The sequence below is a fragment of the Gemmatimonadaceae bacterium genome (assembly GCA_019752115.1).
Taxonomy (GTDB): domain Bacteria; phylum Gemmatimonadota; class Gemmatimonadetes; order Gemmatimonadales; family Gemmatimonadaceae; genus Gemmatimonas.
In genome coordinates this window covers 1-24,092 of sequence record JAIEMN010000024.1, presented here as the reverse complement: position 1 = coordinate 24,092, position 24,092 = coordinate 1, and the positions used below count along the sequence as shown (strand labels likewise).

The following is a 24,092-nucleotide window of genomic DNA, read 5'->3' as shown; positions in this document are numbered from 1 at the left end:
CGCCACGCTCTGGCTTCTCTGACCCTGATTGGTCTCGCGCCCGCCCTGGCCGGCGCGCAGGCCGCCAAGCCGGCCGCCCCCACCGCCGCCAAGCCGGCGGCCGCCCCCAAGGCGCCGTTCATGGCGTCGGTCGATACCAACCTGTTCCGCGGGCTCAGCTACCGGCTCGTGGGCCACTCCCGCGGCGGTCGCGTGACCACCGTGACGGGAGTGCCCAGCCAGCCCAAGACGTTCTACATGGGCGTCGCGTCGGGCGGCCTCTGGCGCACCACCGATGGGGGCGAGAACTGGGAGCCGTTGACCGACGGGAAGGTGCCGGTCGCCTCGATGGGCTCGGTGGATGTCTCGCTCTCCAACCCGAACGTGATCTGGCTGGGCACCGGCTCCGACGGCGTGCGCTCCAACGTCTCCACCGGCCGCGGGATTTATCGCTCGACCGACGCCGGCAAGACCTGGGAGTTCAAGGGGCTCTACGACGCCGGCCAGACGGGTGAACTGCGCATCCATCCCACGAACCCGGACATCGTCTGGGCCGCGATGTACGGTGACATCTTCAAGCCGAACAAGACGCGCGGTCTCTTCAAGACCACCGACGGTGGCAAGACGTGGAAGAACACGCTCTACATCAGCGATTCCACCGGCGCGATGGACGTGGAGCTGCAGCCGGGCAATCCGAATGTGGTGTTCGCGTGGATGAATCGTATCGAGCGCAAGCCGTGGACGATCATCTCCGGCTCGCGCGAGGGTGGCCTGTACAAAAGCACCGACGGTGGTGAGACCTGGAAGCACATCACCAAGGGGCTGCCGAATGAGCTGATCGGCAAGGGCAACATCGCCGTGACCGCCGCGAACCCCAACCGCGTGTACGCGCTCGTGGAAGCGCTGCCGGGGGGTGGCCTCTATCGCAGCGACGATGCCGGCGAGAGCTGGCAGCTGGTGAACACGACGGCCGGTCTCATCACGCGGCCGTTCTACTACACCACGTTGGGCGCTGACCCGACGAACGCCGACATCGTGTACGGTGGCGCCGAGTCGTTCTACAAGAGCACCGATGGCGGCAAGACGGTGCAGGTCATGCGCACCCCGCATGGTGACAACCACGACATCTGGGTCAGCCCGAATGATGGCAAGGTGATGGTCCAGGCGAACGACGGCGGCGCCAACGTGTCGTTCGATGGGGGGCGTACGTGGAGTACGCAGGACAATCAGCCGACGGCCGAGTTCTATGGCGTGTGGCTCGACAACGCGTTCCCGTACAACCTGTACATGGCGCAGCAGGACAACAGCACGTACATCGTGCCGAGCCTGAACAACCCGTTCAACATGAGCGTGGTGAAGACGGGCCCCGGCTGCGAGACGGGGCCGATCATTCCGCACCCGAAGGATCCGAACCTCATTCACGGCAACTGCAAGGGGCAGTACTCGCTCCTCAACGTCGCCGCGAACGTGACCAAGAACTACTGGATCGGCGGCCAGTCGCTCTACGGCAACGACGGCGGCGATCTCGACTACCGCATGCAGCGCACCACGCCCATGGCGACCTCGCCGTGGGATCCGAACGTGGTGTATTACGGCTCGCAGTATCTCCATCGCACGCGCAACAACGGCGCGACGTGGGACCGCATCTCTCCCGATCTCACGGCGTTCCCCAAATGCTGCCAGGGCGGCTCGGGCACGCCCATCACGCGCGACGTCACCGGTGAAGAGTTCTACAGCACGCTCTACGCCATCACCGAGTCCGGCCTCGAGAAGGGCGTCATCTGGACCGGCTCGAACGACGGCCCGTTCTCGGTGACGCGCGACGATGGCAAGACGTGGGTGCGCGTGACGCCCAAGGACCTGCCGGAAGGCGGGCGCGTGGCGTGGATCGACGCGTCACCGCATCGGAAGGGTTCGGCCTACTTCGCGGTGTATCGCTACCTGCTTGGCGATTACGAGCCGTACATCTACCTCACGAACGACTACGGCAAGACGTGGAAGCGCCTGACGGATGGCACGAATGGCATCCCGAAGGACGTGCCGACGCGCGTGGTGCGTGAGGATCCGGTGCGCGAAGGGCTGCTCTACGCCGGTACGGAGTTCGGGATCTATATCTCGTTCGACAATGGGGCGCACTGGCAGCCGTTCAACCGGAACATGCCGGTGATGCCGATCAACGACATCAAGATCTATCGCGGCGACATGGTCGTGGCGACGCAGGGGCGCGGCGCGTGGATCATGGACAACATCGCCGCACTGCAGCAGATCGGTCCGACCACGGCGAGCGCCGCGTTCACCGTGTTCCGTCCGCGCGACGGCTACCGCACCAACATCGGCCAGTCGTTCCTCGGGCCCACGGTCGATTTCTACCTCGCGCAGGCGTCGCCCAGCGACACGGTGCGCATCGAGATCACCGACGCCACGGGCAAGCTGGTCAACAGCTACAAGAGCGGTGTGAATCCGCCGGCGGCAGGGCGTGGACGCTTCGGTGGTGGGGGCGGTGATCCGGATGATCCGGAAGCCGCGATGGCGGAAGGACGCCCGGGGCGCGGCAATGCGGGCCCCGCGAGTGCCACCGGCCCGACGCTCAACCTGGTGCCGAACAAGGTGGGCATGAACCGCTTCGTGTGGGGCGTGCAGCACCAGAATGGCCTGGGGGCCCCGCCGGGGCAGTACTCGGTGAAGGTCACGGTGGCCGGCCAGTCGCAGACGGTGCCGCTGCGGGTGCGCATGGACCCGCGTCTCGCGCAGGACGGGACCACGGAGGCCGATCTGCAGGCGCAGTTCGCGCACAACGTGAAGATGCGCGAGATGATCGCCGACGTGAACAACCTCGTGCAGCGTACGCGGCAGGCGGAGACGCGGCTCAAGGGCGCCACGGGCGCGGCGGCCGATACGCTTGCCCAGGTGAAGAAGGTGGCGGATGTGCTCAACACGCAGCCGATCCGCTACGGCAAGCCCGGGCTCCAGGCGCACGTCACCTACCTCGCCGGCATGACGGCGCGCGCCGACCAGCGCGTGGGCCGCGACGCCTTTGAGCGCTACAACTGGCTCAAGAAGGAGCTCGACAAGGCGCGGGCCGCCCTCGACAAGGCCCTCGGCCCCGAGCAGAAGCGGATGTAAGCGGGCCGGGGATCCCGCCGGGATCCCGCCGGGAACCCCCGGTTGACGCGGTGGTAAACTTCGGGCGGCGGTCGGGGACTCTCGGGTCCCGGCCGCCGCCCGACGTCTTTCCTTCGATGTGACTGTTCTCACCCTGATCCCGACCAGGACATGATCCGTACTCTGACGCGTTCCGTCATCGGCGCCGCTGCGGTGGCGGCCCTCTCCCTCGCTGCCGCGCCCGCGCAGGCGCAGGGCAGCATGCAGCAGATGGGCAACCAGCCCGGCAAGGCGCCGCTGTCGCCGCGCGACTCGCTCAAGGCCACGATCGGTGGCAGCGAGATCACGGTGAACTACGGCCGTCCCTCCAAGCGTGGCCGCGTGCTCTTCAACGGCCTCGGCGACATGAAGTGGGGCATGGTGTGGCGCACGGGCGCGAACGAAGCGACCGCGTTCACCACGAGCAAGGCGCTCGACTTCGGCGGCAAGGCGGTGCCGGCCGGCAAGTACACGCTCTGGACGAAGCTCGAAGAGACGGGCAAGTGGGAGCTCATCATCAACAAGCAGACCGGCCAGTGGGGCACGGAATACGACGCCAAGCAGGATCTCGTGCGCATCCCGCTGACGGTGACGTCGAACAACCCGGTTGTTGAGAAGATGGAGATCCAGGTCAAGCCGGCCGGCAAGGGTGGCGAGATCGTGATCTCGTGGGATACCTACGTGGCGAAGACCGGCTTCACGGCCAAGTAAGGGGCGGCTTCGGCTGGCCTCGTGCTTTCTGATCGATACATGAACTGATCGCACAGAGCACACAGAGTCACCGAGAACACAGAGGCGCGCTTCGAATGCATCCGGAGCGCGCCTCAGTGTTCTCGGTGACTCTGTGTCCTCTGTGCGAGCTGTTCCTGCGATCTCAACGTTGCACGCTCGTCAGTACCCGCGCGCTCCGGCGTCGCGATCCCGCGGATCAGCCGCCCCGAGGCGCTTGCCGGTCTTGGCGTCGATCGCAATGGAGTGCGCCGTCCCCTGCTGGCCACCCACGCGAACCGTGTGGCCCATAGCGGTGAGGGCATCGATGGTCGCCTGGGGAATGCCGTTGCGCTCCACGGTCAGCACATTCGGCAGCCACTGATGGTGAATGCGCGGCGCGTTCACGGCGTCCTGAATCGGCATGTCGAAGGCGAGCAGGTTGAGCACGACTTCCATCACCGTGTTGATGATCGTGCGGCCACCCGGGCTGCCGACGACGGCGACGAGCTTGCCGTCCTTGGCGATGATCGTGGGCGTCATGCTCGAGAGCATGCGCTTCCCCGGCTGTGCGATGTTGGGCGCGGTGCCAATGAGCCCCGTCGTGTCGGTGACGCCCGGCTTGCCGTTGAAGTCGCCCATCTCGTTGTTGAGCAGGAAGCCGGCGCCTTCGACGACGGCGCCGAGTCCGTAGCCCGACTCGAGCGTGTACGTCACCGAGACGGCGAGACCGTCCTTGTCCACCACCGAGTAGTGCGTGGTGTGATCACTCTCGCCGCCAACATTCACATCGGCCGGGTTGGAGGGCGACGCCTTCCGGGGATCGATCGTCTTGCGCTGCTCGGCTGCGTAGTTCTTGCTGGTGAGCTTCGCGATGGGCGGCTTGGTGAAGTCGGGGTCGCCCAGGTAGATGGCGCGATCGCGGAACGCGCGCCGCATGCTCTCGGCGAGGTAGTGGTAGTACTGCGGGGAACTCGGACCAGCGGCCTTGAGGTCAAAGCCCTCGAGGATGTTCATCATTTCGATCATCGCCGGTCCACCCGAGCTGGGCGGGCCCATGGCGATGATGTCGTAGCCCTTGAAGCTGCCGCGCACCGGCTGCCGCTCTACCGGCTGATACGCGGCGAGATCAGCCTCGGTGATGAGCCCGCCGTGCTTCTGCATGTCGGCAGCGATGAGCTGCGCCGTGGTGCCCTTGTAGAAGCCGTCGCGGCGCGCATCGCGGATGCGGGTGAGCGTCTTGGCGAGATCCCCCAGCACGATCTTCTCGCCGGCGACATAGGGCTGGCCGTTCTTGTAGTACGCGGCGAGCGAGGCCGGGTACTGCGCCAGGCGCGTCCGGGCGCCGCTCAACGACGCTGCGAGCCCCATCGGCACATCGAAGCCCTCACCGGCGAGCTTCACGGCCGGTTCGACGAGCTTCACCCACGACACCTTGCCGTACTTCTTCTGCACGTAGTCGAACCCGGCCACGGTGCCCGGGACGCCCACGCTGCGATACGAATTGTGGTGTATGCGGCTCGAGTACGCGCCAGTGGAGTCGGTGAACATCGTGGGCGTCGCGGCCGCCGGCGCCTTTTCGCGGAAGTCGATCGTGGTGGCCTTCCCGTCGGGGAAGCGGATCACCATGAACCCGCCGCCGCCAATGTTGCCGGCGGTGGGGTAGGTCACCGCCAGGGCAAAGCCGGTCGCGACCGCGGCGTCGATCGCATTCCCGCCGTTGGCAAGGACATCGGCCCCGACCTGGCTGGCGATGGCGCTGGCCGAGACGACCATGCCATGCTCGGCTTCGACCGCCGCCTTGGGCGCGGGGGGCTGGGAGGCGGGCGGCTGGGCGGTGGCCGGAAGCGCGAGCAGGGCGAGGGCGGCGGCGGAACCGCGGCGCCAGGAGTTCTGGAGTGAGAGCATGGGCAGGGGTAGAAGTCCGGGGATCATACGGTACGACACCAGCCCGCGCTGCCGATAGATCCGGCCTCCGACCTCAGAAACAGTCCCGCCTCGGACTTCGGTCTCTGGGAAACCAGCCGTCAGAGCCGGAACCCAGAAGCCCGAGGTCGGAATTCTGATCAGCCACGTATTGTCACAAGGCCAAGCCTTGTTTACGCTTAAAGGCTGCCCCCAAGCCGATCAGGCCCGGGCGGCCGGGTGCGCACCGGAATCGCCGGTCGCGCGAGGAACCCGCACTCAGGCGTCGGCCCTCGGCCTTCGCCTGTCTAGACCCCACTGTTCCGAGAGATCCGAGATGGCCGTCAAGATCCGTCTCCGCCGTGAAGGGCGGAAGAAGACCCCCATGTACCGTATCGTGGTCGCCGACTCCAAGAGCCCGCGCGACGGCCGTTTCATCGAGATCATCGGGCAGTACCAGCCCCGCAGCGGTGAGAACGCGATCAACCTCAAGGCCGATCGCGTCGAGCATTGGCTGAACGTCGGCGCGCTGCCGACGGATACGGTCCGTTCGCTCCTCCGTCGTGCCGGCATCCTCAAGGCCCGTCACGAAGCCCGTCTGGCTGCCAAGCTGCAGGCGCAGGCCGTGGCCATGCCCGCCGGCGAGGCCTGAGCTGGCTGAATACATCGTGGTCGGCACGGTGCGTCGCGCGCATGGTGTGCGCGGCGCCTGGGCCGTCGAATCGGTGACCGACGCGCCGGATGCGATCTTCGCATCCGGCGCCGTCCTTTATGCGGGCGACCGCAAGGGCAATCTCATCGAGCCGCTCGAGCCGCTGCACATCGAGGACGGGCGGCCGATGAACAAGGATTGGCTCGTGCGCGTGCGGGAGATCACCGACCGTGATGTCGCCGACAGCTGGCGCGGGCGCGCCCTGCTGTGCGATGCGGCCGACCTCCCCGACGCCGGCGACGACGAGATCTATGTCGGCGATCTCATCGGTATGACGGTGGCCGTCGAAGGGCAGGGCGTCGTGGGCACGGTGCGGGATGTGTACGATGCGCCGCAGGGCTATATCATCGAGATCGAAACGGCCACCGGCCGTCCGCTCATGCCGTGGCACGACGACTTCGTGCAGTCGGTCGATGAGGAATCGCGCACGATCGTGATCACGCCCCCCGACGGCCTGCTCGACGGCTGACCGCCGCCCAGCGACGGAGCCCGCATGCTGCGCATCAACATCGTCACCATCTTCCCCGAGTTCTTTGCCGGACCGCTCGCGCTGAGCATTCCGGCGAAGGCCGCGGCGGCGGGGGGCGTCGAGTACCGCGTGGTGGACCTGCGCAGCTTCACGCACGATCGCCATCGCACCGTGGATGACTACCCCTTCGGCGGTGGGCCGGGGATGGTGATGAAGCCCGGTCCGTTCTTCGAGGCGGTGGAATCGCTCGGCGCCACGAGCCCGATCGTCCTGCTGTCCCCGCGTGGCCGCCGTTTCTCACACGCCGATGCGGTCCGCTTTGCGAATGGCAGCGAGCTCACGCTGCTCTGCGGGCACTACAAGGACATCGACGAACGGGTGGCGTCGCATCTCGCCACCGAGGAACTGTCGCTTGGCGACTTCGTGCTGAGTGGCGGTGAACCGGCAGCGCTCGCCATTGTCGATGCCACGGTGCGACTGCTCCCCGGCGCGATGAGCGATCTCGAAAGCGCCCGCACGGACTCGTTCTACGATCGCGGCATCAGCGCGCCGAGTTATACGCGGCCGGCCGAGTTCCGCGGGGTATCGGTCCCCGATGTCCTCATGAGCGGCGATCACGCCAAGGTGGCCGCGTGGCGCGACGCCGAAAGTCTGCGGCGGACGCGCGAGGCCGAGGCGCGTGATCGCGACGCGTGGGCCCACCGTGAACGCGAGATCGCGGCGCGCGAAGCAATCATCGCCGAGGCAGAGCGCAAGGCTGCCGAAAAGGCCGCGAAGAAGGCGCGTCGCAAGGGACGCCCAATCCCGAAATCTCCGGAGGCGTCATGAACCAGCCGGTCCGCGTCTTCGTTACCGGGGGCACGTTCGACAAGGAGTACGACGAACTCACCGGCACGCTGCACTTCGAGGAGACGCATCTCCCCGAGATGCTGCGCCGCGGGCGCTGCATGCTCGACGTGCAGGTCGAGGTGCTGCTCATGATCGACTCGCTCGAGATGACGCAGGCGCATCGGCAGAAGGTGGTGGCCGCGTGCCGGGCGGCGACCGAGTCGCAGATCGTGATCACGCACGGCACCGACACGATGGCCGAAACGGCGCAGGTGCTCGCTGCCGAGATCACCGGGAAGACCATCGTGCTGACCGGCGCCATGGTCCCCTACGCCTTTGGCAGCTCCGACGGGCTGTTCAACCTCGGGAGCGCGTTGAGCTTCGTGCAGGCGCTGCCGCCGGGGGTGTATCTCGCCATGAATGGGCGCTGCTTCCCGGCCGGGCAGGTGCGGAAGAATCGCGACGTCGGCGTCTTTGAAGACCTCATCGATCCGGCACCCGGCGCGTAGCGCGCCGCGTCGCTAGCGCTCGGTCCAGAGACCGATGACGCCGCAGAACCCGGCACCCGCCAGCGACGCGTAGAGCGCCGGCAAGCGCGTCCCGCCGGCATACAGCTCGACGCCATGCAGGCGCTCCGGAGCCGGGAGTTCATTCAGATCCACGCCGTTGCTGTTGCGGGCCACCATCGTGATGCCATCGAGCACGATGGTGAACGGGCAGGCTGCGCCCACCGTGCGCAGCGACGGCAGGTTGCTGCGGCCGCTCATGGCAAACGTGCCCTCGCGCGTCTGGTAGACGCGCACGGCGCGCAACGCCGAGATCACCTGCCACGTCTGGACGAAGCGCCGATCGAGGATCTGCTGGCGCGACAGGCTTTGGGTGGCCTCGCCGCGCTGATGACGGCTGTCGAATTCGCCCAGCACGCTGCGGCCGGCGAGCGCGATGTTGGTCGGCGAGTCCACGGAGTTGGTCGGGCCGTCGAATCCCAGCGTGGCGCGGCGCTCGGTGCCGGGAATGAGGACGGCGTCGCGTCGCAGGGTCATGCGGGCTGGGTCTATGCGGAACCGCTCGCGCACCGCACCGCCGTCGGGCCCTTCGATGGCTAGCACCACGTCGGTGCCGCGTGGCACGCCGCAGAAGCGCCAGTCGCCCAGGATGTCGCTGCCGGTCTTGCGGCTCTCCGGTTTGAGCGCGAAGCCCCCGCTGCGAATGGCGCGCGCGTCGGTGCGCAGATAGCTCAGGAGCACGCGGGCGCCGCGAACCCGTTCGCCATCGGCGTTCCGCACGGTGCCGCGGAGCAGCGCGCCGTCCTCCGCTTCGCGCCCACAGAGCCCCGCGAAGAGCGTCGCGACCGGGGGAAGGACCAGCGTATCGATGGCCGGCGCGAGCGCCGCCTTCACCGTGATCGACAGCGGCTCGATGCCAAGCGTGTCATAGGCGGGCACCTTCACAGTGGCCGCGTAGCGCCCCACGGGGAGCGGACCGATCCGCGCGATCCCCGTGGCGTCCACATTCGCCACGACATTCGTGCCGGCCACCAGGACTTCCGCGCCGCTGAAGGATGGACCCGTACGTCCGGGCTCGAGCTGAACGAGCGCCATCGGCGCCGGCTGCCGGAAGAGGACCGCGGGTCCGTTGGCGAGGGTGAGGACATCGCCACCCGTTTCGGCGACCGCGCGGACGAGCGTGTCATGGCGCACAATGCGCGTCATGCCGGGCACCACGCGCCCGGGGCGCACGGTGAAGAGCGGCAGGCGCGCGCGCCAGCCGGTCACGACGAAGCGCCCATCGTCGAGCCGCGCAAAGCGCACCGATCCCGCGCGCTGCGGGAGCGCAGCCGCCTCGACGGCGCCCACGTACTCGAAATCCACCCGGCGCAGTTCGGCACTGCGGCGATGCAGCCATACGACGCCGGTGATGTCCGTGCGCGTGCCCAGCGGCGGCTCACGCGGCGTGAAGGTGATACCGATGAGCGAGTCCCCGGCCGACGCTTCGAGACCAAAACAGTGGCTCGCCGCAAACTCGGGAGAGAGCAACACCCGTTGGTCGGGCGCGAAGTACGCCAGGGTGTCACCGCCCTGCGTCGTGAAGCCGTTGGTCGCCAGATCCTGCGGCGCCACACTGCGAAACACCTGCAGGGTGGGCTGCTCGCGCACTACGATGGCCTGTTCTCGTACCACCTGTAGATCGGGGGCAAGCGTCCCGCGATGTTCGATCCACTGGCCCGTAATGGGCCCCGCTTCGGCCGCGAGCGTGGACGCCTCGAGCGCCTTGCGCGCTTCCTCCCAGACCACGGCGACCGCGTCCTCATCGGTGCGCCCGCGACAGCTGCGGCCGCGGGTGGCGGTGATGGTGCCCAACTGGATGACCTCGGACGTCGTCACGATCCGGAGGTCTGGCGTCTCGGTGGCGGTGAGCGACACCGTGGGGCCAATCGTCGGGCGGTACCCGATGCGATGCACCGTGATCGCATACGTACCGGCCACGCGCACCGACAGCGCAAAGAGCCCACGCGCGCTGGTAATGGTGCGCACCGAGTCGCGCCCGTTGCGCACGGCCAGCACGATGGCCCCGGCGACCGGCGCACCGTCCGGGCGCACGACAGTGCCACGCAGCGTCTGCGCGATGAGCGCACCGGCGGGCCACGGCGCGAGCAGGGCGCACACCACGGCAGCACGGCGGACAGCGGGCGGGAGGGACCAGCGCATCCCCCACGCTGCGCCGCGAGGCGAAGCGGCGCAAGACGCGCGATGACACGCGGTTGCGCGTGAAACCGACGGGAATAGACCGGGCTGGCACGACGTCACCGCCGCGCCGCAGCCGACCGCGCGGCGCCGTCTGCATGCCGTAACCGGCGTCCGCGCCTTTGCCCGTCGTGGCACTGGTCCGCCTCCGGTACCGCGCCCATCTTCCGCGCATCCCGCCGCCGCGGCTCCGGCCGCTGGCGGTCGGCTCCGGCTCGCCCTTGGGCGGGCCACCCGCTCACCACCAGCCACTCCTCGGCACCGATGGCCAAGATCAAGGTTGTGAACCCCGTCGTCGAGATGGACGGCGACGAGATGACGCGCATCATCTGGCAGTTCATCAAGGACAAGCTGATCCTGCCGTACCTCGACGTGCAGCTCGACTACTACGATCTCGGCATCGAGCACCGCGACGCGACGAACGACCAGGTCACGATCGATTCCGCGGAGGCCACCAAGAAGCATGGCGTGGCCGTGAAGTGCGCCACTATCACGCCCGACGAAGCGCGCGTGAAGGAGTTCGGGCTCAAGAAGATGTGGAAGAGCCCCAATGGCACCATTCGCAACATCCTCGGCGGCGTGATCTTCCGCGAGCCGATCATCATCTCGAACATCCCGCGCCTCGTGCCGCACTGGACCAAGCCCATCGTCGTGGGCCGTCATGCGCACGGCGACCAGTACAAGGCCAGCGACTTCAAGGTGCCCGGCCCCGGCACGGTGACCATCACCTACACGCCGGCCGATGGCAGCGCGCCCATGCAGATGGAAGTCGCCAAGTTCGGCCAGGACGGCGGTGTGGCGATGGGGATGTACAACTTCAACGATTCCATCCGCGACTTCGCGCGCGCGAGCCTGACGTACGGCCTGCAGCGCCACTATCCGGTGTACCTCTCCACGAAGAACACGATCCTCAAGGCCTACGACGGCGCCTTCAAGGACATCTTCGAAGACGTGTACAACGCCGAATTCAAGGCCGACTTCGAGAAGGCCGGCATCACGTACGAGCACCGCCTCATCGACGACATGGTCGCCTCGGCGCTCAAGTGGGAAGGCGGCTACGTGTGGGCCTGCAAGAACTACGACGGCGACGTGCAGTCGGACATCGTGGCGCAGGGCTTTGGCTCGCTCGGCCTCATGACGAGCGTGCTCCTCACGCCCGATGGCAAGACGATGGAAGCCGAAGCCGCCCACGGCACCGTGACGCGCCACTTCCGCGAGCACCAGAAGGGGAACAAGACCTCCACGAACCCCATCGCGAGCATCTTCGCCTGGACGCGCGGCCTGATGCATCGCGGCAAGCTCGATGGCACGCCCGCCGTGGTGAAGTTCGCCGAAACGCTCGAAGCGGTGTGCATCGAGGCGGTCGAGGCGGGTGAGATGACCAAGGATCTCGCGATCCTCATTTCGAAGGACACCCCGTACCTGCATACGGAGGCGTTCCTCGACGCGATCGACCGGCGGTTGCAGGCCAAGATGGCCTGATCCCGCGGCAGCGCGTGGTTCTTTGACGGCCTCGGCCGATGGAGGTAGCGTAGAGCTTCCTCCATCCCGGGGCCGTCATGCATCCCGCTGCTGTTCGACGCTTCCTCCCCCTCGCCCTCGTGGTGGCGCTGCCCAGCGCCGCGAGTGGCCAACGTTCCACGCCCAAGCCGGCGCCAGCCGACGCCGCTGCCCCGGCGGTGTCCGCCGAGCACCTGCGCGGTGTCGCGTGGCGCCACATCGGCCCCGAAGGCAACCGCTTCAGTGCGGCCGTCGGCGTCCCCGGTGACCCCCTGACCTACTACGTGGGTGCCGCGTCCGGCGGCATCTACAAGACCACCGATGGGGGTGTGCACTGGGATGAGATCTTTGACGATCAGCCCGTGCAGTCGATCGGGTCACTCGCGGTTGCGCCCAGCGATCCCAACGTCGTGTGGGCCGGCACCGGCGAACCGCACATCCGCTCGCACATCTCCCTGGGCCAGGGGATCTACAAGAGCACGGATGCCGGCAAGCACTGGCAGCTCATGGGGCTCGAGAAGACCGGCCGCATTGGCAAGGTGATCATCCATCCCACCAATCCGGATGTGGTGGTCGTGTGCGCGCTTGGCACGCTGTACGGCCCGCAGCAGGAGCGCGGCATCTACCGCACGACTGATGGTGGGGCGACGTGGACGCGCGTGCTGTTCATCGACGAGAACACGGGCTGCTCCGACCTCGCCATCAATCCCGCCAATCCGCGCATCATGTTCGCGGGCATGTGGACGATGGTGATTCATACGTGGGGCCGGTTCAGTGGTGGCCCCGGCGGTGGGCTGTTCCGCAGCACCGACGGCGGAGTGACCTGGACGCGCTTGCGCGGCAACGGGCTGCCCGTCAAACCGGTCGGCAAGGTGACGCTCGCCTCGGCGCGCTCGAACGCCTCGCGCTACTACGCGCTCATCGAGACCGGTGACGGGGTCCCCAACAACGGCGAGGCCACCGAAAGCGGGCAGCTGTGGCGCACCGACGATCTCGGCGACAGCTGGCAGCTCATGACACGCGATCGCAACGCCATGGGGCGAGCCCACTACTACTCGCGCATGGCGGTGGCCACCGACAACGACAACGAGGCGTACTTCCTCACCGCCGGCTACTCCAAGACCATCGACGGCGGGCGCACGCTCCTGCCGGTGAATGGGCAGGAGGCGCCCGGTGGCGATCACCATGACATCTGGATCGATCCCACGAATGCCAATCGGCAGATCGTGGCGCACGACCAGGGGCTCTCCATCACGCAGAACCGTGGACGGACGTGGTTCCGGCAGCGGTTGAGCAACGCGCAGATCTACCACGTCACCGTAGACAACCTCATTCCGTACAATGTGTACGGCAACAAGCAGGACGAGCCGAGCTATCGCGGGCCGAGCAACAGTCGCGTGCAGGGCGGTCGCTCGGCCGGGATCTCACGCGGGATGTGGCACTCCGTGGGTGGTGGGGAGAGTGGTTGGGCCACCCCCGATCCGGTTGACCCGAACATCATCTGGAGCACGGCGTCGGGGTCCGGCATGGTGGGCGGCATCGTGGTGCGCTTCGATGAAGCCCGTCGCCAGTTCCGCAACGTCGAGGTGTGGCCGCAGCAGCTCAACGGGCCGGCCAAGGATCTCAAGTATCGCTTCGTGTGGGATGCGCCGTTCCTGATCTCGCCGCACGATCACAACACGCTCTATACCGGCAGTCAGCACGTGCACCGCTCCACGGATGGCGGGCAGAGCTGGCAGGAGATCAGCCCCGACCTCACCCGGAATGACCGCACGAAGATGGAGAGCTCCGGTGGACTCACCGGCGACAACATCGGTGTGGAGTACTCGGGCGTGGTATACGGGATCGCCGAGTCGGCCAAGCAGAAGGGGCTGCTCTGGGTCGGCACCAACGACGGCCTGGTCCAACTCTCGCGCGACAACGGCGCCACGTGGACGAATGTGACCGCCAACATCCCGGGCATTCCGTCGTGGGGCTCGGTCCGTTCGCTCGCGCCGTCCAAATGGGATGCCGGCACGGCATGGATCACGGTGGACGCGCACCAGGAGAACGACCGCAATCCGTACGTCTATCGCACCACGGATTTCGGGAAGACGTGGGTGAAAGTCGTCACCGGCATTCCGGTGAGTCAGCTCTCCTATGCCAAGGTGGTGTACGAGGATCCCGTCCGCAAAGGCATGCTGTACCTCGGCACCGAGAACGCGATCTATGTGACGTACGACAGTGGCGATCACTGGATCCCGCTCCAGAACAACCTGCCGCATGCGCCGGTGTCGGGGATCGTGGTGCAGGAGCACTTCAACGATCTGGTGATCTCCACCTATGGTCGCGGCTTCTGGATCATGGACGACATCGGGTGGCTGCAGCAGCTCGATGCCGCGGTGCTCGCGAAGTCCGCGCATCTGTTTCCGGTGCGCGCGGCGTACCGCTATCGCCCGATCACGGCACCGAGCACGACGTACGATGATCCCACGGCCGGCGAGGACCCGGAGTACGGGGCCACGATCAACTACTTCCTGAAGGCGCCCGCCAAGGCGGTGCCCTCGCTGGAGATTCTCGATGCCAGCGGGAAGCTGGTCCGCACGCTGCGGGGCCCGAATGCGGCGGGGATGAATCGTCTCGCCTGGGATCTGCGCGATGAGCCCAGCATGGAAGTGCGGCTCTTCACGAGTCCCCTGTACGCCGAGCATATCGTTCCCGGCCCGCAGGGGCGCGTGGCGCCCGGCACCAACCGGTTGTCCATCCTGATGCCGCCGGGGCAGTACACGGCGCGGCTCACGGTGGATGGGCAGGTGCAGACCCAGACGTTCGAGGTCCGCAAGGACCCGAACAGCGCGGGCACCGTGGCCGAGATTGCCGAACAGGTCCGCTCGCTCCAGGGGCTCAAGCAGCAGTTGGATGATGCGGCCGTGGCCGTGGCCCGCGTCGAGACGGTGCGCCTCCAGCTCCAGCAGGTGCAGCGGCTCGCCGACGCCGATGCGGTGCGCCAGATGCGTGCCCTCGATGCGAAGCTGATCGATGCCGAGATGAAGCTGGTCGATCTGCGGCAGACCGGCGGCGGCCAGGACGGGGTGCGCTTCGGGTCGAAGCTCATCAGCAAGATGGGCTATCTCTCGAACGGCATCGCGGTCAGCGACTTCAAGCCCACGAACCAGGCGGTGGAAGTGCAGTCGATTCTCACGACCGAGAATCAGGCGGCCATTCGCGCGCTCGACGCGCTGCTCAAGGCGGAGCTGCCGTCGCTCAACCAGACGCTCGAAGGCAAGGGATTGCCGAAGATCGTCGACAAGGGTGGGGCGCCGGCGCGTATCGTGCCGTAGTGAAGTGAGCGGATGGTTGGGTTGAACTGATCGCACAGAGAACACAGAGCCACAGAGGACACAGGGCCCGCTTCGAAACGATCCGAAGCGGGCCCCTGTGTTCTCCAACCCTCTGTGTTCTCTGTGCGTGCTGTTCCGGCGATCTCAGCTACCGCAGCTCAATCGGCGCCTCGCCGGAAGCCTTTCGCTTGGCATTCGCTGCCGCGACGTCACGCTTGAGTGCGTCCCACTTCGGCATCACCTCGGCGCCTTGCTTCCGCGCGGCGGTGCAGGCAGCGACCTGGACGGCGGTCGGTGCGGTGTCGGAATTGTGCATCGCCATCGCGGCGGCGAGCATCGCGTTCGAAACGGTTTCGAGCGACGGGCCAGCCGCGGCGCCACCGCCGGGGCCGCGCCGGCGACGGACGCGCTGCGTCTGCGACGCCGGCGCGACCTCTTCGAGCTTGGCCTTGAGCGCATCCACGTCGGCGCCGCTCATGCCCTCGAGCTGCTTGGCCAGCGCGCGCGCCTGCACGAAGGCCGCATGGGTGGCCACCGCGCCGCGATACATCTCCACGCTCAGCGCGGCCTGCTGCGCGAGTGCCGCCGGGGCGGTCTTCACGCGCGGGTCGAGCTTGAGGGTGAACGGTGCTGAGAGCACCACGCTGCCCGCCGTCAGCTTGGCGGTATAGCGACCGGCCGGGGCCCACGGGGCGTTGACCACGGGGAGCGTACGCCCCGGCACCGCGCCGGTTGCGTCATCATCGCCCTGCGGAATGGCGTCTTCGGGCGTGACCGGATCAAAGTGCAGATCCCACGCGAAGCGATGCACGCCGGGCTCGTTGCTCAGCCACTGCGTCGGGCCGGGCCAGTAGAGCGGGAGGCCGCAATACGGCGCACTCGGCGTTTTCTTACAGATCTCGTTGTACTTGTCGCGCTCGGAGTACGGGTGCGGGCTGAACGGCTTGTCGGTGCTCCGGTACGAGCGCACGAGCTTCCCCGTGGCATCCAGGATCTCGAGCGTGACCGGGCCCGTGTAGCCGCTCGGCAGCGCGTAGTCGATGAACGCGCCATTGGGCGCACTTTCACCGGCCGGCACTTCGGGCGGCCACGGGGTGGGGTCGTTCACCGCAAAGCGCACGCGCACCGCGGTGGCCGGCGTGAACAGATACGGCTTGCCCGCCGCCACCTGCTGGCGCGCCCTCGCCATCTGCCGGAGCGCAGTGATGTTGTCGAGGATGTAGTAGCCGCGGCCGTGCGTACCGGCCACCAGATCGCTGCAGAGGCAGCTCGCGTCATCCTTCACCTCGAGGTCACGCACCGAGATCGCCGGCATGTCGATGCGCAGCGACTCCCAGTGATCGCCGTCGTCGAAGGAGACCCACACCTGCGTGTCGGTGGCGCCGTAGAGCAGCCCCTTCACCTTGGGATCTTCGCGGATGGAATTCGCCGGCGCGTTGTTCGGCAGGCCGGTGGAGATCTCCGTCCACGTGGCGCCGCCATCGTGCGTGCGATAGAAGTGCGCCTGCAGGTCATCAAGGCGCAGCGTGTTAGCGGCGATGTAGGCGGTCTTCGTGTCGAAGTGCCCGGCTTCCATGTTGAAGATGCGCGTCCAGGGCTTGATCGCCGCCGGCGTCACGTCCTTCCACGACAGGCCGCCGTTCATGGTGACCTGCACGTTGCCGTCGTCGGTACCGGCCCAGAGCACGTTCACATCGAGGGCCGACGGCCCCAGTGCGGTGATAGCGCCGGCCGGCGCAGGCTTCACACTGGCCGCGTACTTCCCGGCGTTGGCCGGCACCGCCCAATCCTGGCGCGCCAGGTCCGGGCTGATGCGCGTCCAGCTCTGGCCGCGGTCGAGCGACTTCCACACGACGTTGCTGGCGTAGAAGAGCACGCCGTCGTTGGCGGGCGAGAAGTGCAGGGGCATCGTGCGGACGTTGCGCCCGTAGTTCTCCCCCTTGGGGCCGCGCTGCGAGAGATCGGGGCCCACGTTCACGGTCTGGCCGGTGCTGCGGTCGTATTTGGACACATTGGTCCGCGCGCTGCCGAACACGATGTTCGGATTGCGCGGGTCCGGCGCGGCGTATCCGTACTCCTGAATGTTGACCGGATGCCAGTCATGGAAGGTGATGCGCCCGTCGTCGGAGCGACTGGCGACGCACGCGGAACCCGAGTCCTGCTGACCACCGCACACCCGGTACGGGAAGTCCTTGTCGGTGGTCACGTGGTACATCGCGGCGGTGGGCTGCGTGTACCAGTTGCTCCAGCTCTGGCCGCGATTGCCCGACACCACCGCGCCCTGGTCGGCTACGACGAGAATGAGATCGGGGTTGTTCGGATTCACCCAGATCTTCTGATAGTCGTCGCCGCCCGGTGCCCCGCGCACGGCGCTCCATGTCTGACCGGCGTCTTCGGTGCGCCACATGACGGTGCTGGCGCTGTACACCACGTTCTCGTTGGACGGATCCACCGTGATGGTGGGCAGGTCGCCGCCGCCGATGCGCCCCACCGGGCGGTTGTCCACGATCTTGGGCGGCGCGCCGGCCGGCGCGTTGGGCCCATTCACCGCGAGATACCAGTGCTCACCGGCGTCATCGCTGCGGTAGAACTGCACCGGGCCGGAGGCGCCCGCCGGGGCATTGGCCGGCGGCGCCGACGCGACCATGGCATAGAGTACGTTCGACTTGCCCGGGGCGAGGGCGATGTTGGCCTGCAGCACACTGGGGAGCCCCACCGTGAGCTGCTTCCACGTGGTGCCGCCGTCAGTGCTCTTGAAGATGCCGTTACCGCCGCTGCCGAAGCCCTGACCTTCGATGAAGCTCTGCTGCTGCTGCCAGAGCGACGCGTACACGATGTTCGGGTTCTGCGGATCGATGCGCACATCGTTCGCGCTCGTGTACTCGTCCTTGTAGAGCACCTTCTCGAACGTCTTGCCGCCATCGAGCGAGCGGAAGATGCCGCGTTCGCTGTTGGGGCCGTACGGATGGCCCAGCGCGGCGACGAAGACCCGATCCGGGTTCTTCGGATCGACGTCGACATTCGCGATCATCTGCGTTTCACGGAGCCCCAGATGCGTCCATGTCTTGCCGGCGTCGGTGCTCTTGTACATGCCGTCGCCGACGGCGAGGTCGGGGCGAATGATCCCGGCGCCGCTCCCGACGTAGACGATGTTCGGGTTCGACGGCGCCACGGCGATGGCGCCAATGGACCCGGTGGGCTGGCTGTCGAACAGCGGGAACCAGTTCGACCCGTAGTCGGTGGTCTTCCAGACGCCGCCATTATCGAAGCCGGCGTAGAAGACGCTGGGTTGCGTGGGCACGCCGGCGAGGGCGCGGGCGCGGCCGGCGCGGGTCGGACCGATGGCGCGCCAGTGCATGGCGCTGAAATCGGCGGCGCCCTGAGCGGCCGCCGTGGCGGCCGGCAGGGCGAGGGCAGCGGCCGCGACGAACAGCGGCCACCGGGGCAGAATGGCTGGCATGGGCCAGAGGGGCTTGGGGATATGGAGCGGGAGTATCCCCAAGTGTACAGCGCGTCGAACGGGTTCGCCGTGCGGAGAGCCCTGACGGGCGGGCCCGCTACTTCTTGGCGGGGGGCGCGGCCGGCGCGCAGAGATAGGTCATCGCCACGTCGGCCAAGCTGCCCTTGAAGACCGGGCCATAGCCGGGGACCTTCACGACCTTGTGCATCCCCTCTTTGGTGCCGGCGTCATCGAGGTAATACCACGATTCCTTGGTGGCGACCGTGTGCTTGGCGCAGTCGTACATCGCGATCGTGCGTGAGCTCCGCAATTCCCCTTCGGCGGCCTTGAGCGGCGGCACCAGGCGCACCCGCACCGTCGCCGTCACGATGCCGTTGGCACGGCTTACCGACTTGGGCTCGAGCATGACCGGCGTTCCGGCCGAGGTACTGCCGATGCTTTGCAGCGCCTGCGCCGAGAGGCGGGTAGCGGCGAACAGGGACGTGGCGGAGAGAACGAGGAGAGCGCGCACAGTCAGCGACGGCGACGGGCCGTGGAGTCGGGGACGAATTCGAAGGGGAGCTGCAGCACCTGCTGCACAACGCTACCGCGGCGCACCGCCGGGGTGAAGCGTTGTTCGCGCAGCGCGCGCCGCACCGGCTCGACAAAGCTCCGGTGCGTGGTCGTGACGGCGCTGAAGGTCTCCATGATCGGCTCCCCCGACGTGTTGATCACGATCTCGGCCACGACCCGCCCGCCCACCGCCTCCGAAAAGAGCGAGTCCGGATAGAGCGGCTTGATCAGATTGAACGAGTCGGGGCTGGCCGCACGATCCACCTCGGTGGGCAGGAACGTCTTCCCCTCCTCCAGCATGGCCGCAATGCGCGCCGCCGGTGAGAGGTCGCCCTTCTTGCGCCTGGGTTCCCGCGGCTCGGGCATCCGCGTCCAGAGCACGATGGTGCCGCAGGAGCTGCTCATGCGCTGATTGCGCTGAAACTCGACCGGGACGGCCGCGGGGCCGCTGTAGACCTCGATACCGTCGAACGACTTGGGGTCCCAGGCGTCGAGATCGACCTCGCCCGCCATCAGCGCTTGCCCGTCGAGCACCACCAGCGGGGCGCAGCGATTGCCGCGAATGCGGACGAAGTTCTGCTGGCCGCGCCCTTCAATACGAATGCCGGGCACGTTGCGCAGCAGATCCGTCATGTTGATCGGATTCCGCCGCGCGATCTCGTTGTAGTTGAAGAAGCGCCCGCTGCCCGTCTGCTGCCGCTTGTAGAAGCCCGCCATGGGGCCATTGATCTCGCGGCGCCCGAGCACGCGCACGGCAGACAGCTCCGTCGCCGCCCGGGTCAACCGGATGTCGAGCAGCAAGGGCTCCGATTCCGACACCGAGACGTGCAGCGTCTCCGGCTTGAAGCCGATGCGCTTGGCCTCGATGCGCGCCGCGCCGCCGGCCACCTTCGCAAAGGCGTATGCCCCGCTTTCATCGGTTTCCGTGCGCGCCACGGGCACGGACCCGAACAGCAGGCGCAATTGGGCGCCTTCCAGCGTGGCATCGCCGTCGGTTCGGACAATGCCGCGAATCAGCCCCTTGCCGGCGGGTTGCGCCGGCAGGGCGGACGCGAGGGCGAGGCCGAAGCACGGCGCCAGCCACTTTACGAGAGAAGCCATGACGGGACGGGGAAGCATGGCAGAACCTTGTCTGGGTGCGCGACGAGGGTAATTGATGAATAGATGCCTGCGCCCCTCGGTACGAGCAAGCTTTTCCATGCCCTGTGTCGCCTGCTGCCGGTGGGCGGGCTGGCGGCGTGTCGATCAGCCACACCCACCGCCGCAACGGGCGCCGGAGACGAGACCCTGCCGCGCCGCATGGTGCTGGCGCTCGATGGTGTGGACTACCGGGATATCCAGACGGCGCGACAGCGCGGGCTATTCCGCGACTTTCGCCCGCCGGGGCGGCTCATCTCGACCTTTCCGTCGATCAGCGATATCGCCTGGCACGCCATTTTCGGCGTGCAGCCGCCCGATGGCTACCAGCGCGTCTTCTACAGCCTGCGGCAAAACGCCGTGCTCGGCGATCCGCTCGATGCGATCCGGCCGATCGAATACGAGCAGCGGATGGACGCCGCCTTCGATGCGAAATTCCATCACCTCAGTGCGTATCTGATCTCGGCCCCGGTCGCCCGCCGCGAGGTCGATACCGATATGCGGACCGTGCTCAGCACCCGCGGCCGACGCACGGTGTACATCTACAACGTCGGTCCGGACGCCCTGCAGCATACGCGTGGCGACATCGCCGAGTATCTCGCGTATCTCGATCAGTCGCTCGCCACGCTGCAGGAGGCGTATCGGCAGCGCACCGGGCGCCCGCTCGAGATCGTGCTGCTCTCCGATCACGGGCACAATCGCGCGCGGGACGCGACGTTTCTCCCCATCGTGGACGGGCTCAAGGCGCGCGGCTTCGTGACCAGCAAGTCGCTGCAGGCGCCCAACGACGTGGCCTTCAGCGTGGATGGTGTCACCACCGGCTTCGGCGTCTTCTGCGATCCGGATTCCACGGAGCGCGTGTCGCGGGTGATCGCCCGCCTCGAAGGAGTGGACCTCGTGACGCGCCGCCTCAGTCGTACGCTGTTCGAGGTGGACTCGGATCGGGGGCGGGCCCGCGTTCGTACCAGCGGGGCGCCGGACGCGCTGCGCTATGCGTACGAGCCCATCACCGGTGACCCGCTGCGAGCCGACAGCGCCGTGGCGCGCATGCGGCGCGATGGCGTCCTCGGTGAAGGCGGCGCTGACGCCGACACCTGGCTGCGCTACACGGCGGCCGACAACTACCCCGCCGCCGTTGTGCGCATTGTGCACGGCCATCTGGAGGCGACCCGCAATCCGGCACCGATTCTCGTGTCGCTCGACGATCGCTATCGCGTCGGGCTCGGCTTCGTGTCGGTGACCAACCGCCTGCGCCCGCTCGGCGGCACCCACGGCGCCCTGTCGGCGACCAATGCGCTGGGGGTGGTCATGACGAACTTCCAGGAGATGCCCGACGAGCTCGCCATGTCGGTGCGCCGTCGCTTCGGTGGGTTCGATGATCTGCTGGCCCCCGGCACCCCCCGGTCCTGGATTCGCGTGGCGACCGCGCCCATGCTGCGTGCCGATCGCTTCACCGCCAGCCGCTGGCCAACGCTCCCCGCGGTGTGGGGCGACACCACGCCGCTCCTGGTGGTGCGCGTGGCCGACGGCGTCCGCCCCCTGCCGACCGACTCCTTGTGGCTGCAGGTGGCGCTTCGACAGACGCGGGGCGATCGGCTCATGGCCACGACGGCCCTACCGGCGACGCGATGGATCAGCTCCCACGATGGTCGCGATTGGGCGATTCCGGCACGGGATCTCCGGCTCATCGATCTGACACCCGGGGAGTCCTACCTGGTACAGGTGCGGGCCGACGGGATCCGCCGGCGGGCCGACGGGTCCACCGAGCGCTGGGCGAGAACGCTGGTCGAGACCACCGTGCGCGGCGCCCGCGACGGCGTACCGTGGACCTTCTGACGCACGCCCGCTAACGTAGCGGCGCCTCTTTGAACGGCGTGCCTGCGCGCGCCCGTCTCCCTCCTTTCGGTGATGGTCATGTCCCGATTCTCGGCCACACGGCGTGTGGCACTGTACGCGGCCGGCTGCGCGTTGCTCCCGGCGCTCTCTCCTCTCGCGGCGCAGGGGGGAACCCGGCTCCTCCGTACGCCCAGCGTCAGCGACCGACACATCGCTTTTGCCTACGCCAACAATGTCTGGGTGGTGGACCGTGCCGGTGGGGCGGCCCGCCGGCTGACCTCCTTCCAGGGGCAGACGCAGAACCCCAAGCTCTCGCCCGACGGTAAGCTGGTCGCGTTCAGCGCCGAGTACAGTGGCAACACGGATGTCTACGTGGTGCCGGTCGAAGGCGGGCAGCCCAAGCGACTGACCTGGCATCCGTCGGCGGACGTGGTGCAGGGGTGGACGCCCGATGGCAAGTCCGTCGTGTTTGCGTCGCCGCGCGCGACGTGGGCGCCCAGTGCGGCGCCGCGCTTCTGGATGGTCCCGGTGGACGGTGGCGTGGAAACCGCCATGCCGATGCCGCGTGCCAATCAGGGGAAGATCTCGCCCGACGGCGGTCGCGTGGCCTATCGCATGCCGAGCTCGTGGGATGAAGAGCGCCGCAACTACCGCGGCGGTCAGAACAAGCCGATCTGGATTCTCGACCTCAAGAGCTTCGCGCTCGACACCACACCGTTCGCCGGTTCAAAGGAAATGGATCCGGTGTGGGTGGGCGACAACGTCTACTTCCTGTCTGATCGGGACGGCGTGTCGAACGTCTGGAGCTACGACACCAAGGCGCGAAAGCTCGCGCAGGTGACGAAGTTCACTGACTTCGACGTGAAGTCGATCGATGCGGCCGGCAGCACGGTCGTCTTCGAGCAGGGCGGGTACGTGCACGAACTCGATGCGAAGACGGGGCAGCACAAGATCGTCTCCATCACCGCGGCGGGCGACTTCCCCTGGATGCTGCCGCAGTGGAAGGACGTGGGCAATCGCATCAGCAGTCTTGCGCTCTCGAGCACCGGGAAGCGCGCGGCGGTGGAAGCGCGCGGGGAGATCTTCACGATCCCGGCGGAGAAGGGGGATGTTCGCAACCTCACCAACAGCAGCGGGTCGGCGGAGATCGCCCCGCTGTGGAGCCCCGACGGCAAGTCGGTGGCGTACTTCAGCGACAAGAGCGGCGAGTACCAGCTGGTGATTGCGCCGCAGGACGGCCTCGGCGTCGCGCGCACGATTGTCTGGTCCGACCCGAGCCGCCCGTACTACCCCGCGTGGTCCCCGAATGGCAAGTACATCGCCTTCCAGGACACGCACTTCCGCATGTGGCTGGTCGATGTGGCTGCCGGCACCGCCAAGGTGGCGGATGCCGATCCGTACTTCATGGCCGACCGTTCGATCATCCCGGTGTGGAGCCCCGATTCGCGCTACATCGCGTACCCCAAGCGCCTCAAGTCGCTGATGCGTGCGCTCTATGTGTACGACACGGAAACCGCCAAGGTGCAGCAGCTCACCGATGGTCTCGCCGACGCCGAGATGCCGGCGTGGGATGCCAGCGGCAAGTACCTGTGGTTCATGGCGTCCACGAACGTGGGGCTGCATTCGTCGCTGCTCGACATGTCGGCGTATGACAAGCCGGAGACGCGCTCGCTGTACCTGATGGTGCTCGCCAAGGGGGAGCCGTCGCCGCTGCTGCCGGAGAGCGATGACGAAACGGCGCGCGTGGCGCGCGACAGTGCCGCGGCGCCGGCCGCGCCGCGCGACAGCGCGCGCGCAGCAG

15 protein-coding genes are annotated in these 24,092 nt (G+C 67.5%); 10 read left to right on the top strand and 5 right to left on the bottom strand.

The features are described 5' to 3' along the window. Positions 1–120: 120 nt before the first annotated feature. Both K2R93_12805 and K2R93_12800 read left to right on the top strand, forming a co-directional pair. Positions 121–3,102 (top strand): hypothetical protein, encoded by a 2,982-nt coding sequence (locus K2R93_12805; GenBank protein MBY0490714.1) that lies wholly within the window; start codon positions 121–123, stop codon positions 3,100–3,102. 150 nt (positions 3,103–3,252) lie between these two features. Further along, positions 3,253–3,831 carry a DUF2911 domain-containing protein gene (locus K2R93_12800; GenBank protein MBY0490713.1) on the top strand — a complete coding sequence of 193 codons (579 nt, stop codon included), beginning with the start codon at positions 3,253–3,255 and terminating at the stop codon, positions 3,829–3,831. Positions 3,832–4,011: 180 nt separating this feature from the next. Here K2R93_12800 and ggt read toward each other — a convergent pair whose 3' ends face one another. Then, positions 4,012–5,736 carry a gamma-glutamyltransferase gene (ggt, locus tag K2R93_12795; GenBank protein ID MBY0490712.1) on the bottom strand — a complete coding sequence of 575 codons (1,725 nt, stop codon included), beginning with the start codon at positions 5,734–5,736 and terminating at the stop codon, positions 4,012–4,014. Between the two features lie 334 nt (positions 5,737–6,070). On the opposite strand from ggt, the gene rpsP reads away from it, so the two are divergent. Genes rpsP through K2R93_12775 form a run of 4 tightly spaced genes read left to right on the top strand, consistent with a single transcriptional unit; the run spans position 6,071 to position 8,251 of the window. Then, positions 6,071–6,385, top strand: coding sequence for a 30S ribosomal protein S16 (rpsP, locus tag K2R93_12790; protein MBY0490711.1), 315 nt, complete (start codon positions 6,071–6,073; stop codon positions 6,383–6,385). Between the two features lie 28 nt (positions 6,386–6,413). Then, a complete protein-coding gene (rimM, locus tag K2R93_12785) occupies positions 6,414–6,914 on the top strand; it encodes a ribosome maturation factor RimM (GenBank protein ID MBY0490710.1) in 501 nt (166 codons plus the stop codon). A 24-nt stretch (positions 6,915–6,938) separates the two neighbouring features. After that, a complete protein-coding gene (gene trmD, locus K2R93_12780; protein MBY0490709.1) occupies positions 6,939–7,742 on the top strand; it encodes a tRNA (guanosine(37)-N1)-methyltransferase TrmD in 804 nt (267 codons plus the stop codon). After that, on the top strand, positions 7,739–8,251 hold the full coding sequence (locus K2R93_12775; protein ID MBY0490708.1) for an asparaginase: 513 nt from the start codon (positions 7,739–7,741) through the stop codon (positions 8,249–8,251). Before trmD ends, K2R93_12775 begins: the two co-directional genes overlap by 4 nt. 12 nt (positions 8,252–8,263) lie before the next feature. On the opposite strand, the gene K2R93_12770 is transcribed toward K2R93_12775, so the two are convergent. Then, a complete protein-coding gene (locus K2R93_12770; protein MBY0490707.1) occupies positions 8,264–10,450 on the bottom strand; it encodes a carboxypeptidase-like regulatory domain-containing protein in 2,187 nt (728 codons plus the stop codon). A gap of 300 nt (positions 10,451–10,750) precedes the next feature. Here K2R93_12770 and K2R93_12765 point away from each other — a divergent pair, with 300 nt between their 5' ends. Both K2R93_12765 and K2R93_12760 read left to right on the top strand, forming a co-directional pair. Further along, the gene (locus K2R93_12765) at positions 10,751–11,968 is read left to right on the top strand and encodes an NADP-dependent isocitrate dehydrogenase (GenBank protein MBY0490706.1); all 1,218 of its coding nucleotides are present in this window, start codon (positions 10,751–10,753) and stop codon (positions 11,966–11,968) included. A 77-nt stretch (positions 11,969–12,045) separates the two neighbouring features. Next, entirely contained in the window at positions 12,046–15,306 is a 3,261-nt protein-coding gene (locus tag K2R93_12760; protein ID MBY0490705.1) for a hypothetical protein, read from the top strand. A 148-nt stretch (positions 15,307–15,454) separates the two neighbouring features. Here K2R93_12760 and K2R93_12755 read toward each other — a convergent pair whose 3' ends face one another. The 3 genes from K2R93_12755 to K2R93_12745 form a co-directional block, all read right to left on the bottom strand. Then, the gene (locus K2R93_12755; protein MBY0490704.1) at positions 15,455–18,766 is read right to left on the bottom strand and encodes a hypothetical protein; all 3,312 of its coding nucleotides are present in this window, start codon (positions 18,764–18,766) and stop codon (positions 15,455–15,457) included. 97 nt (positions 18,767–18,863) lie between these two features. Next, positions 18,864–19,277, bottom strand: coding sequence for a hypothetical protein (locus K2R93_12750; GenBank protein MBY0490703.1), 414 nt, complete (start codon positions 19,275–19,277; stop codon positions 18,864–18,866). Between the two features lie 2 nt (positions 19,278–19,279). Beyond that, on the bottom strand, positions 19,280–20,419 hold the full coding sequence (locus K2R93_12745) for a TonB-dependent receptor plug domain-containing protein (GenBank protein MBY0490702.1): 1,140 nt from the start codon (positions 20,417–20,419) through the stop codon (positions 19,280–19,282). Between the two features lie 63 nt (positions 20,420–20,482). On the opposite strand from K2R93_12745, the gene K2R93_12740 reads away from it, so the two are divergent. Both K2R93_12740 and K2R93_12735 read left to right on the top strand, forming a co-directional pair. Further along, positions 20,483–22,291, top strand: coding sequence for an alkaline phosphatase family protein (locus tag K2R93_12740; protein MBY0490701.1), 1,809 nt, complete (start codon positions 20,483–20,485; stop codon positions 22,289–22,291). A 78-nt stretch (positions 22,292–22,369) separates the two neighbouring features. After that, a partial coding sequence (locus K2R93_12735) for a DPP IV N-terminal domain-containing protein (protein ID MBY0490700.1) occupies positions 22,370–24,092 on the top strand: 1,723 nt, incomplete at its 3' end.